The organism is Paenibacillus cremeus (assembly GCF_007786445.1).
Lineage (GTDB): Bacteria > Bacillota > Bacilli > Paenibacillales > NBRC-103111 > Paenibacillus_G > Paenibacillus_G cremeus.
This window is the reverse complement of record NZ_VNJI01000004.1, coordinates 1-12,243: the sequence shown is the minus strand read 5'-3', so window position 1 is coordinate 12,243 and position 12,243 is coordinate 1. Positions and strand designations below refer to the sequence as shown.

The 12,243-nt window shown below is 49.0% G+C and carries 10 protein-coding genes and 1 pseudogene; 6 read left to right on the top strand and 5 right to left on the bottom strand.

The genetic code is table 11. The annotated features are described in order from the left end of the window. Positions 1-99 precede the first annotated feature (99 nt). Entirely contained in the window at positions 100-1,485 is a 1,386-nt protein-coding gene (locus tag FPZ49_RS04260; protein ID WP_144843699.1) for an MATE family efflux transporter, read from the bottom strand. 333 nt (positions 1,486-1,818) lie between these two features. Between FPZ49_RS04260 and FPZ49_RS04255 the strand changes: the two genes are divergently transcribed. Together FPZ49_RS04255 and FPZ49_RS04250 are read left to right on the top strand one after the other, a co-directional pair. Next, entirely contained in the window at positions 1,819-2,580 is a 762-nt protein-coding gene (locus FPZ49_RS04255; RefSeq protein WP_144843696.1) for an SDR family oxidoreductase, read from the top strand. A gap of 160 nt (positions 2,581-2,740) precedes the next feature. Then, the gene (locus FPZ49_RS04250; protein ID WP_144843693.1) at positions 2,741-3,223 is read left to right on the top strand and encodes a GNAT family N-acetyltransferase; all 483 of its coding nucleotides are present in this window, start codon (positions 2,741-2,743) and stop codon (positions 3,221-3,223) included. Positions 3,224-3,285: 62 nt separating this feature from the next. Here FPZ49_RS04250 and FPZ49_RS04245 read toward each other — a convergent pair whose 3' ends face one another. Further along, positions 3,286-3,732: a GNAT family N-acetyltransferase gene (locus FPZ49_RS04245; protein ID WP_144843690.1), complete on the bottom strand. Its 447-nt coding sequence runs from the start codon at positions 3,730-3,732 to the stop codon at positions 3,286-3,288. A gap of 171 nt (positions 3,733-3,903) precedes the next feature. Beyond that, positions 3,904-4,192, bottom strand: a pseudogene (locus FPZ49_RS36635) (DUF3626 domain-containing protein); the annotation flags it as partial. A gap of 108 nt (positions 4,193-4,300) precedes the next feature. On the opposite strand from FPZ49_RS36635, the gene FPZ49_RS04235 reads away from it, so the two are divergent. Next, positions 4,301-4,726: a shikimate kinase gene (locus FPZ49_RS04235; protein WP_186445625.1), complete on the top strand. Its 426-nt coding sequence runs from the start codon at positions 4,301-4,303 to the stop codon at positions 4,724-4,726. 122 nt (positions 4,727-4,848) lie between these two features. Here the strand turns inward: FPZ49_RS04235 and FPZ49_RS04230 are convergent, their stop codons facing one another. After that, positions 4,849-6,213: an MFS transporter gene (locus tag FPZ49_RS04230; RefSeq protein ID WP_144843687.1), complete on the bottom strand. Its 1,365-nt coding sequence runs from the start codon at positions 6,211-6,213 to the stop codon at positions 4,849-4,851. A 139-nt stretch (positions 6,214-6,352) separates the two neighbouring features. Here FPZ49_RS04230 and FPZ49_RS04225 point away from each other — a divergent pair, with 139 nt between their 5' ends. Continuing rightward, positions 6,353-7,279 (top strand): alpha/beta hydrolase family protein, encoded by a 927-nt coding sequence (locus tag FPZ49_RS04225; protein ID WP_144843684.1) that lies wholly within the window; start codon positions 6,353-6,355, stop codon positions 7,277-7,279. 451 nt (positions 7,280-7,730) lie between these two features. Here the strand turns inward: FPZ49_RS04225 and FPZ49_RS04220 are convergent, their stop codons facing one another. Then, positions 7,731-9,542 carry a stalk domain-containing protein gene (locus tag FPZ49_RS04220; RefSeq protein WP_144843681.1) on the bottom strand — a complete coding sequence of 604 codons (1,812 nt, stop codon included), beginning with the start codon at positions 9,540-9,542 and terminating at the stop codon, positions 7,731-7,733. Positions 9,543-9,722: 180 nt separating this feature from the next. Here FPZ49_RS04220 and FPZ49_RS04215 point away from each other — a divergent pair, with 180 nt between their 5' ends. Continuing rightward, positions 9,723-10,553: an aminoglycoside adenylyltransferase domain-containing protein gene (locus FPZ49_RS04215; protein WP_186445605.1), complete on the top strand. Its 831-nt coding sequence runs from the start codon at positions 9,723-9,725 to the stop codon at positions 10,551-10,553. Positions 10,554-10,738: 185 nt separating this feature from the next. Then, positions 10,739-11,473, top strand: coding sequence for an SDR family NAD(P)-dependent oxidoreductase (locus tag FPZ49_RS04210; protein WP_222429864.1), 735 nt, complete (start codon positions 10,739-10,741; stop codon positions 11,471-11,473). Positions 11,474-12,243 lie beyond the last annotated feature (770 nt).

Genomic DNA, 12,243 nt, shown 5'->3' with positions numbered 1-12,243 from the left:
TAGCGAAATAAAGACAAGCCGCAGCCGGCCAGATTTTATTATCAAGCCTAGACTGCCGCTAGTAGGTGGATCTAAAGCATCAGGGATCAGAGCACGCGTTCAGCTTGCGTCGACCGCCGTAGCTGCGTGCGGCTTCACCAGCGATTTGCGCTCCCATGCACGGCTCTTCCATCGAAACAGCATCAACAGCCCCCGAATCCATTCGTCGGCCGTAAACGCGATCCATACGCCAAGCAGCCCCATGTCCATCCGAATGCCTAACCAATAGGCTAACGGCACGGCAACGCCCCACATCGACCAGACACCCATAAGCACAGGGAATTTGGCATCTCCCGCAGCTCGCAGTGAGTTGATGACGACCAGATTGAACGTGCGGCCCGGCTCGAGGATGATGGAGAGCAGCAGGATGGAGGAGCCGATGCCGATGATCTCCGGATTGGACGTGAACAGTCCGAGCAAATCTTTGCGGAAGAGCGAAGCGATCCCGACAACCCCGAAGGTCAACAGAAAGCAGAAGCGGAGGCTCTTCAGCAGCTTTCGGTAAGCAATCTTATGCTCCCCGGCGCCGACCATATGGCCGATGATGATTTCCGTCCCGGCACCGATCGCCACGCCAAGCGCCATGAAGTAATTGGAGATGTTCATGACATAGATGTGGGTGCTTAATGCAGCCTGCCCGAGCAGGTTGATGAAGCTTACGATCATCATGTGATGGGACTGCCAGGAGAGGTGCTCTCCCGCAGACGGAAGCCCGATGTTAAGGATTTGCTTGACTGACTGGCCGTCGAGAGAAACGTAGTCCCTCCATTGAATCGGAACTGAAATGCGCCGGTTCAGGAATACGAACAGCACCGCCAGTCCCAGCAGCCGGCTGACGATGGTGGAGATCGCAGCACCCGTTACGCCTAGCTCGGGAAATCCCAAATGGCCAAAGATCAGCAGGAAATTGCCGACGACATGAATGAGGTTGACACCGAGCGTAACATACATAACATCCCGGGTGTACCCGTTTGAGCGGATAACGGACGAGATGGCGTTGGACAGCGCTTCAACCCAGATGAAGGCGCCGATCAAACTCAAATACTTCGTGGCAATGACGACCTGCTCCGAAGGAAGATTCAACAGGCGCATAATCGGTTCGCCGAAGACATACAAGATAAGGCTCATGACAAGCCCTAACATGCCATTGATCGTGACCGCCAAAGCGGAGATGCGGCTCGCTTCCTGCGCCCGCCCCGCACCCAGATATTGGGTGACGACGACACTGGTGCCGAGGCCGACAAAGCCAAACATCATAATGCAAAAGGCGATAATCTCGTTGGCGAGCCCGACGGCTCCCGTCACTTGGTCCGAGATGCGGCTGAGCATAAAGACGTCGGCTGTGCCAAGCAGCATGCGCAGCACGATATCGATAAAAATCGGCCAGGTGACCGCGATCAGACTAAGCTTTTTCCATAATGGCAATACGGATTCTTCTGTACTCACAATGGTATCGCTCCCCGTATTCAAATGTTGAAATTTTAGTATATGAGAGCGATTCCAGTCAATCCTGCCTGTGCAATTAAAGTGCTTTTTTTATTTTTAGTAAGGATGGGAATGGGAGAACTAATTCCTTTTTATTTTATGAATCAAGGCTTGTGTGAATTCGGATAGTGAAAGTATCATCAAGGAGTCCATGGAAGCGTTGACCATACTTGCATTTGAAGGAACCTATGCACACCTGTATTCCAAGCAGTTTGATTAACATTAGCAATCGGCCGCAAGTGTTGTACAATGGGATTATCAAGCTATCCTTATCTGATAAAGGAGACCCACCTTATGACCTTGTCCATGTTTGATTTATCCGGTAAAACCGCGGCTATTACTGGCGCTACTCGAGGAATCGGCCGGGCCATGGCCTTCGCTCTGGCGGAGGCGGGAGCCGATATTGCGCTGCTGCAGCGCCAGGTGAATCAACTCGAGGTGAAAGAAGAGATTGAACGGCTGGGAAGAAAGTGCGAGATCATTCCCTGTGATCTGGAGAATCCGGACCAAATGAAGGCGGCGGTACCAACCGTCGTGGAGCGATTCGGAGGGCTGGATATCCTGGTTAATAATGCCGGCATCCAGCGGCGTTCACCTTCAGTGGATTTTTCGGAGGAAGACTGGGATGATGTGCTGAATGTGAATTTGAAAGCGGTATGGCTGCTCAGCCAGCAAGCCGGAAGGTATATGGTACCGCGGCAAAAGGGCAAGATCATCAATGTGGCGTCGCTGCTTTCGTTCCAAGGAGGCTTTACGGTTCCAGCCTATGCGGCTTCTAAAGGCGGAGTAGCGCAGCTGACCAAAGCGTTATCCAATGAATGGGCCCGGCATAACGTCAATGTGAATGCTATTGCTCCAGGCTACATCTCCACAGAGATGAACACCGCTCTTATCAACGATCCTTCCCGCAGTAGACAAATTCTCGAACGGATTCCTTCCGGACGATGGGGGATTCCCGATGATTTTAAGGGCACGGTAGTCTATTTGGCATCGGAGGCTTCCAACTATGTCAACGGCCATGTTCTAGCGGTCGACGGCGGATGGCTGGGGCGTTGACAGACTTTCTCTAACGAACAAAAGCCTTCGCTTGGACAACCGATGGATGGTTGAACATGCGGGGGCTTTTTGTAATGCATGCATTTCGCTGACCTAGTATACTAGGATGTGGTAAACTTAGAGTGTCGTAAACTTATAGCTTAATGATGGAGGCAGCCTAATGATCATTAGAAAAATTCGATCAGAAGATAACAGCACGATAGAAGCGATCATCCGGAATTGCTTGATCGAGTTTGGCGGAAATCGCGCAGGACTAGCTTGGGAAGACGAAAGCTTAAGCCGTCTGTCCGATTATTATAATCACGAGGGTAGGGCATATTGGGTTGCGTTCGATGAAAGCGGGAAGATGCTGGGTGGCTGCGGGATCGCTGAATTCGGTTTCCCTGAAGATAAAATATGCGAGCTGCAGAAAATGTATCTGATTACGGAAGCAAGAGGAACAGGAACTGCTGCGGAGCTGCTGCAGACCGCGTTACTTTTTGCCAAGCAGCATTACAAAGCTTGCTATCTGGAAACCCTGCAAAATATGCAAGCTGCAAACCGCTTTTATGTCAAACATGGCTTTCAGCTGCTGGATGCACCGCTTGCTGGTTCGGACCATTTTGCATGCGACGCTTGGTACATCCGTGAGTTCAATGAATAAGCATGAAGGCAGCCGTCTAGCGACCGGTTGCCTTTTCTCAACTCCTTTTTGCAACTCTTAGCTTAGAGAATGGAATAATTAACCCAGTCCCCTCGAATGCCTCCCACCTGATCAAAAAACCGTTGAGCTCGCGTATTATCAGCAGCCGTTATCCAGGACATGTGAGTAAATTGATGCTCCTTGGTGTACTTGTGACATTTTAAAAACAGTTGTGACTCCACTTCGGTGTCCCGTAGTTGCTCAATGACAAAAAGGTCGTTCATGACAGTGTATCGATCTGCTTTCATCGTGCTGTATGTAAAGTATAACGTCGCAAAACCAACGAGCTTCCCATCCAGTAAGGCCACAAACTGTACACCTTCTTGTTTTTTTAAAAGGGTTTGAATCAACTGATGAAGTTTTTCACTGTCTGGTCGGGGCTTCTTATAAAAACCAACGATGTATTCATACATTAACTCGGTCAAACCATTCAAATCATCAAGTTCAGCATATCTTATAACAAGGGACATTGTGCAGCCCTCCAAATGATTTATCGAATAAATATACAATAATATGAATTAAAATACAATAATATATTGGGGGAATTTACGCTCTATTTGGTGTAAATCAATGATCTAAACCGACTTTCCATATCTAACCAAAACGTGCCATAATAACTTTAGTTCCTGCAAAACTTCTTAGTAGGTTCCTCTGTCGCTCCACCGGCTTGGATTGCGTTTCAGATCCATCGCTGCACATCCAATCGCATCGGCATGAATTCAAACCATTGTGCGCGATTCTTTGGGCTTGAGATGGCATGGTTGGCCCTCTGAAATCCGCAGGAACCTCATCTACCGAAAGCACAAAGCCCATGTGCCAATAGAGATTAATAGAGTGTTTATGCCATAGATGTTCTAAGGTATGACCTGTTATGGCATCCCTTAATTTCTTGAAACTAGTAATTAAGACTTCGATAATTCGTTTGGCAGAGGAAATACGGAGGTATACAGAAGTGATACAGAATAAGAATATCGTACTTATAGGTATGTCTGGGGCCGGTAAAAGTACTTTAGGTGTGCTGCTGGCCAAAGCTTAAGCATGGATTTCATAGATACAGATATAGTTATACAACAGCGTGAAGGCAGGTCACTACAAGAACTGCTGGATAAAGATGGGATCGAAAAGTTTATGGAAGTCGAAGAAATTATCGTCTCTCAATTGCAGCTAAAACAGTGCATTATTTCTACAGGCGGCAGTGTTGTCTATTCAGAAAAAGCTATGAATATGCTTAAACAGGATGGGCTGGTGATTTATTTGCATGTTGCTTTTGATGAAATTCAACGGAGATTAACCAACATCACAACCAGAGGTATTGTAATAAAGAACGGACATAGTCTCAGGGATGTATACGAGGAACGAGTTCCTCTTTACATGAGGCATAGTGATATCACGCTTGATTGCACCAGGAAGGATATCGAGCATTGTGTTAGTGAGCTTATAGCTAGAATTCAAGAGGATCAATAAAGGGGATCAACTGGTGAAGTTATTGGATTAAAGGTTGTGGAGGTGCGCGGCCCTACTAAATGAAAACAGCGGCAATCCTGGTTTTATTTTCTAGTCCAAGGCTGCCGCTATTTCAGTAATGGTTAGTCTTTGGCCAAACGCTTGCTCTGCCCAGGCAATCGTAACGTGAGCAACAGCATTGCGGCACCTATAACCGCACACGTCCATGCCATGCTGTGCAGCTGGGGGGTCGTAATATTTTTGCCAAACAGTGTCGCCAGCAGGGAGGAGGACAGGATCGTCCCGATAAACCGGGAGGTCATAAACAACCCGGAGGCAATCCCCGTTTCTTCTTTCTTGACAAAATCGTACAACGACGTCTGCATGCCCAAATTATTAAAACCGTTCGCAATACCCAGGATGCATAGCACGAGCGAAATGGTCAACGCACTGGACTGGTCACGAATAAGCAGCATCAGAAGCGCGCCCGCGCAGACGGTGAAGGTCCCTACTAAAAGTGACGGCTTGGAGCCGCTTCGGTCGATCCAACGGCCAACCAGCGGTGTCACGAGCACGCTGAAGCCCGCAATGGACAGCATGACCAGCCCGGTCTTCTGCGGATCCATCTGCTGGACGCGCTGAAGGTAGGACGGTATGCCGAACATGATCGAGTAAAAGGCAATGTTCGTTAAAATAAACTGAGCATAAATGAACGTGACATTTTTATTGTTTCGTAAAAAACGGACATCGATGAACGGCCTGCTTTGTCCCATCTCGTACCGATAGAGCCACACGGACAAGCCTGCGCTAACCGCTAGCTTCCATAAGCTGACGCCTTGCGAGAAAGATAGAAAGAAGAGCAGCCACATGAAGATCGTGACGGAAAAAAGGGCCACGCCCTTCCAATCCATATCGGATATTGAGCCGGTCCTTTTCGGATCGCTCGGGAATACCTTCCAAGCCAGCACAAACGAAGCGATAATAAAGGGGAAATTACAAAGGAAAATCAGCGGCCAATCCCCGTAATGCAGCAGCATTCCGCCTAAGGAGGGGCCAAAGGCTGCCGAGGTGCTGGAAAAAATCGACAAAAGCCCCAGTGCCCTGGCTTGGTTGGAGGTAATTTGGCTGCGAATCATCGCCATGCCGGACGGAAACATGGCCGAGCTGCCCAAGGCCTGAATGATGCGGAAGCCGATCAGCCAGCCGAAGCTGGGCGACATCGGCGCCAGCGCGGACGATAAGGTGACCAGCAATAAGCCAAGCATAAACACCGACTTGCGGCCGAATAAATCGCTCCATTTGCCCATGACCGGCTGCCCAATCGCACTGGCCAAGTAATACGTGGAGATCAGCCATGACACGTCGGCGAAGGAGAGCTGAAAGTCGGCTTGAAGTCTGGCTAGAGCAACCGAGATCATCGTGGTATTCAAAGGGTTTAGAAGTGTTCCAAGCGCTACGGCCGTAATCAACAGCAGCTCTTTTCTTTTGATCTGGGACGCATTGAGCATTGATAGTTCCACCTCCAGCTATTCCCTCCAATGTATCATCCTGCGCTCGAGGACACAACCTTTCAATCCATTTGTTAAAGGGCTTTTTATAATCATAAAATGGAGAGTAAATAGTGACCAGTAGACAGGAGGATAACGCATGATAGAACAAGTTACAGTTGTGGCCGATGCCGCCTATCCGTTGGAGGGGATTTTGACGCTGCCGGATTCCCTTGCAGACAAAGTCCCTGCCGTTGTCCTGGTGCATGGCTCCGGACCCCTGGATAAAGACGAAACCATCCGTGCAACGAAGCTGTTCCGAGACCTTGCGGACGGACTGGCCAAAGAGGGGATTGCAACGCTGCGGTACGATAAACGCACGTTTACGTATGGTAAGCAGATCGTTCAAGAGTTTGGCGGAAGACTTACAGTAGAAGAAGAAGTCATTCAGGATGCGATGCTGGCGGTCCAAATGCTAAAAAAAGACCCGCGCGTGGACGCAGGCCGCGTATTTTTGCTTGGACACAGTCTAGGCGGGACGCTGGCTCCTAGAATTGATGCGGAAGGCGGCGACTTGGCAGGGCTAGTGTTACTAGCCGGTACACCTCGAACGCTTGAAGAAGTCATTTTGGACCAAAATGAAGATGCCATCAAACAGCTTGAACCATCACAACAAGAGGTCGCCAGAACGCAGGTAAAAGAGCTGCAAGACAAGTTTGATGCCATCGCCGGCATGACGGAGGAGATCGCGCAGCAGACTATTTTGATCGGCAACGTCTATGCTTGGTATTTGAAAGAAATGAAGCAGCACCCGGTCGAAAAATATTTAGTGCAAACCACTAAACCGATCCTTGTCATACAGGGCGATAAAGATGTGCAGGTTTCCATCGAAAAAGACTTTAACCGCTACCGTGAGAAATTAAAAGACCATCCGAATGCTACATTCAAGCTCTACCCCGGGTTGAACCATTTGTTTATGAAGGCTGTGTATGGTACGCTGAAAGACATTTGGGAAGAGTACAATATCCCGCAGACCGTGGTCAGCACGGTTGTAGAAGATATCGCCCAGTGGATTCGGGCGGTGTAAAAACAACAAGACGGCAGCCGATAGGAAGATCGGTTGCCGTTTTAAGTTGATCCATAAGGGCAAATGGCAGAAGCCAAACCCAGGCCCGGGGGGCTTATGCAAAGCGGGTTTTCCGCTCTAGAGGCTGCTCCTAGGTCCGTGCGGCTAGTGTAAAGCGGAAAAGCCGCTCTAGGGGCCATCCTCAAGCCCGGGGGGCTGATGCAAAGCGGGTTTTCCGCTCTAGAGGCCATGCCTAGCTCTGGGGAGCCGGTGCAGAGCGGAAAGTCCGCTCTAGAGGCCATTCCCAGGCATTTATTAACTTGAAGAAACGAAGCTAAAAGATTGGCGAACGTACCCCCAATTTCTGGTTCCCGGTACGTTATCGTTCCAGGGTTCAGCCACAGACCTCTTATGGTAAGAGAAAATCCGGTTTTTGTGAATGATACGATTTTGCAGTTTATAGATTGTTTAATTACTGACTGTCGGGCTTGATATCAAACTCATTGACAAAGATGGAAGATGTTCCGAATGGGTTATAGAAATCGAAATCGATTGACGAAACAAATTTTTTGGTACCTTTAAGTTGTAACAGCATAGGTATTGGAGGGCTACCAACCGGCTTCCATGAGACGGATATTTTGTATCGGCCAAGCGGGATATTATCCACTCCGTGACCGCCTGTTGAGAGCGCATCTGCACGTGTTGTTATCGTATTTCCAGCGCTGCCGTCAAATAATGGTCCAACAGGTGTTAGAGTAACTTCCAAATCGTTCATTTGGAGCTCTGGCATACTATCGCTAAACGACCAAAAATCGGGATGGAGTTCAATATGTCCAACGATATTTTTCAATGTAAAATTGCGAATAGCACCAGTGCTCCCGGCGAATGGTTGATCGACATCAGACCTTAAATAAAATTTCAGCTCCTTGCCGTTATATTTACGGGTGAAAGTGGTAGACATAATCCAACTTGTTGGCAATTGAGACAATTCTATCTGATAATGTCCATTCTCATCGGTCACTCCGCCAATACTGCTATCATAAAACAATTGATTATCCGCATAGATCGTAACACCAGGTATGGGGCTGCCCTGTTCGTTAAGCAAATAGCCTTTGACTACGAATGGCTCAATTTCCTCTGCCGGTGGTGCAGGAGTCGGTGCTGGAGTAGGCGCAGGGGTTGGAGTTGGAGTCGGCGTTGGTGTAGGGGTTGTGACTACCTCTGCATCGTCAATTTGGATTTTTGCCATGCTTCCATCGCTGGAGTAAGAGACTTTGTAGCCTGTGTTCTCCGCCACAAAGCGCAAAGGAACCAGGGTATTTCCGTTAATGATCTGTGCAGGGACATCCATGTTGACAGGATTTCCGTTCACTTTTGCCGTGGTGCTGTTTATTGTTAATTCAATAGTAAGTCCGTCTTTCGTCCCGATCGCTTGTTGAGCCGCACCTGTATCGACCCATTTGACCGTGAAACCAAGAGTTTCGAATAGCTTGCGGAACGGAACTAATGTGGAACCATCCTTGATGATCGGTTTCGCATTGCTAAAGATTAGCTCTTGGCCTTTGAAAAACACGTGGATCGTAGGACCCTCCGCCGGAGCAGGCGTTGGTGCAGGTACGGGAGTTGGTGTAGGAGCAGGAATAGGTGCAGGAATAGGTGCAGGTACAGGTACAGGCGTAGGTACAGGTACAGGTGTCGGTGCAGGCACCGGGCTCGTTGGTGTTGTCGAGGTCCCCCCAGAGGTCATGGGTTTTTTATACATAATGGGATTAGATACTAGCGTTCCTTGTGGCGTCTCGATTTCCAAGACATAATACTGCGTCTCTTTGATCGTGCCGTTGTCGCTGGCATACAAGTCAAAAGAAACCTCACCTTCGAACTCACCTACCGGCGCTTTAACATCTTTTTGGAAGCCCGGGTTCACGATGATCGTTTTATCCTGAACAATGCCAAGCAGCCAGCCGGTGGTCACTCGGTTCGTTCTCCATACCCCCTGGTAGTTATCCTTGCCGTAGGCATCGGTTGATCGCAGAACAACACTCTTGATGACCGTCTTCTGAGCCAGGCTCAGGTACAGCTTGAAATGACCATCTTTATTGCCCTCCGGTGTAAAATCCGCCGGACCGACGACATCTGACCCCGTATCCAGCAAACTGAACTCCTTGATTTGCACGCCTGCCGGTGCTGTCTCGCCAAACGCGCCCGCTATACCACTAAGCGAAAGACATCCAGCCAAGATGAGGGATAACGCCGCACTTTTCTTAGATTTAATCCAATTAACCATTGATTTTAGTCTCCTTTACTCCTTTTGTTGGGTCCAATCGGATGAAATGAATTCATTTCCTGGATTAATCTTACAATAGGGGATATTCCGTTTACATGAGACATCGCCGGGAATTGCATCGGGAAAAATGTAGGAATGAATTTAGGAAGGGATTGGGAATATGCCAAAGGAGTGTTGCCGATGGGAAAAGGACAAGGTTGGGTTTCCTGTGATGAAGATATAAAGCAATATGTTGAACAACTCGTACAGCAGTTAAAAACGATTTTGGGAGATCAATTGAAAGGTGTCTACCTCCACGGTTCCTTAGCGATGGGCAGTTACTATTGCCCCAAAAGTGATATTGATCTGATCGTGGTGGTTGCCGGCAAATTAGATGCCGAACGAGCTAAAACGGTTGGAGTCTCCATCGCTAACCAGGCAGCTGATAGACCTACGACGGGAAACGTTGAACTAAGTGTGATCACGGGTGAGGTAGCAAGGACGGTCCCCGCACCAACCCCTTTTGAAGTACATTACAGCTCGGAATGGCACGAGAAGATCCTACAAGATGAGATATTCTATAGCCAAGAGAAAATCGATGCAGACTTGCCCACACATTTAACCTACGTGACCCAGAGAGGCATTTGTTTATACGGTGAGCCTATAGCAGATATTTTTGGCCATGTAAAATGGGAGTGTTTTTTAGCATCCGTTATGGACGATTTAAAATGGATTGTACAGGACGAGCATATTGTAGAGACGCCTTTTTATAGCGTTTTGAACATTTGCCGCGTATTTCAACTGGTTAGGGAAAACAATCAACAGGTTCACAGCAAAGATGAGGGAGGGGAATGGGGGCTCGAACATTTGCCGCACGAGTTTCATCCATTGATTCAGCGGGCGTTGGATATTTATCGTTCTTCAGAGAATGTCCATGCGGAGCAAAGAAGAACAGGTGGGAAGGAATGGGATAAGGCTGCCCTTCTCGCCTTTAGGGATTATGCTCGTGTGCAGTTAAAAGACTTCATATAATTCCCAGATCAACTTGAGGCACAAGCTGATCAATTGGAAGATAAGATTAAGAAACGAGTACATCTGGACTTAATTAATAAGTTGCGGAGTAAACTGAATGCCCAAAAAGAGGATATAACTTTTCAAAAGAAGCTGTTACACTAACGGGAGTATGTAAAATCATAACCGCCAAAGGAGAATCCATCATGAAGGGAAAAGCAGCATTCATTACCGGTTCGGCGACAGGCATCGGCAGGGCGATCGCCCTCCGGCTAGCCCAGGAAGGAGCCGATATCGCGATCAATTACACGAGGTCTGAGCAGGAAGCGCTCGAGACTCAGAGGGAAATCGAAGCATTAGGCGTGCGGTGCCTTATGCTTCAGGGGAGCGTGGCCGACGACAGCCGGGTGAGAGAAATGATCGGTGAAGTGGTGGCCAAACTGGGGCGGTTAGATGTGTTGGTGAACAATGCGGGCGTCACCGATTTCGTAACGCACTCCGATCTGGAAGGCTTAAAGGAGGAGTACTGGGACCGTGTCATGGACGTCAACGTGAAGGGAACGTTCTTCTGCTGTAGAGCAGCGGAGACGGAGCTGAAGAAGTGGGGAGGATGCATCGTCAACATCACCTCCGTCGCAGGCTTGACCGGCCTTGGCAGTTCGATTGCGTACGCGGCATCCAAAGCGGCAGCCATCAGCGTGACAAAGTCGCTCGCCCGCGTGTTTGCCCCCGAGGTGCGGGTAAACAGCGTGGCGCCGGGCATCGTGGACACACGCTGGGTTGCCGGGCAAGAAGCGCATACCAAGCGACTGGCGGAAGGGACGCCGCTCGGACGTGTCGCCACACCAGAGGATGTGGCCGAAACGGTCTACTCCGTCATAGCCCATTCGCCCTTCATGACGGGAGAGACGATTCGGGTGGACGGCGGGATGTTTATTTAAGCCAAACCAATAAGACACTTCCATCTGGGAGTGTCTTATTGGATTACCTACAATGAAGAATCGTCCCCAATAAAAACGTATAGTTTCTGATACAAAAAAACAGCCCAGTGCCGCGAAGGTGCTGGGTTTGTTGGTGCGCCTCGCAGTCGCACAGTCTAGGTGGTTCAAATCCACTCGGTAACTTTACCCTTTAAAGTGCCGTAGCCGAAGTAGAGGTCCAATCTTCATATGGAGAGGGACTGGCAGGGTGTCTCCCGTGAGGGTGAATCCGAAGGGCCTGCAGGCAAAGTCCAGCCCGGAATACAGTGAACCAGAGGTGGCGGCGATGTTGGGTGACCCGCCCAATAAACGGGGAAACCTATGCCTATAGGCATACCTTGCAAGGAAACGCGAAAGGGATACGACTTGCAAAGCTCATCGACGTGATTAGGGTCAGGATGGATGGAAAAGAATGTGCAGATAACCGAGGGAAGTCTCATAGACTCCTTGGCGCAAACGCGGGCAAGGTAGAGGAAGTATAACCTGAAGAGGGAAAGCCGAATCGATGGGCTGTGAGATGGCGGATCATTCCGTAGTAGTGAGTAAATCCGAGCCAATGAAGGCTGGTAACAGACCGGAGGAGAAAACTCGGATGAGTATGCGCGGATTTTTTTTTTATGAAGCAAATATGTTTCGTAAAAGTCAAGTCGCATAACCTGCTTCCACTTCAAAAGAGGGAAGACAGAGGCAAAGGGAATGTGCTTTGTCAAAGTCTGTGAGTTTTCGTAAGT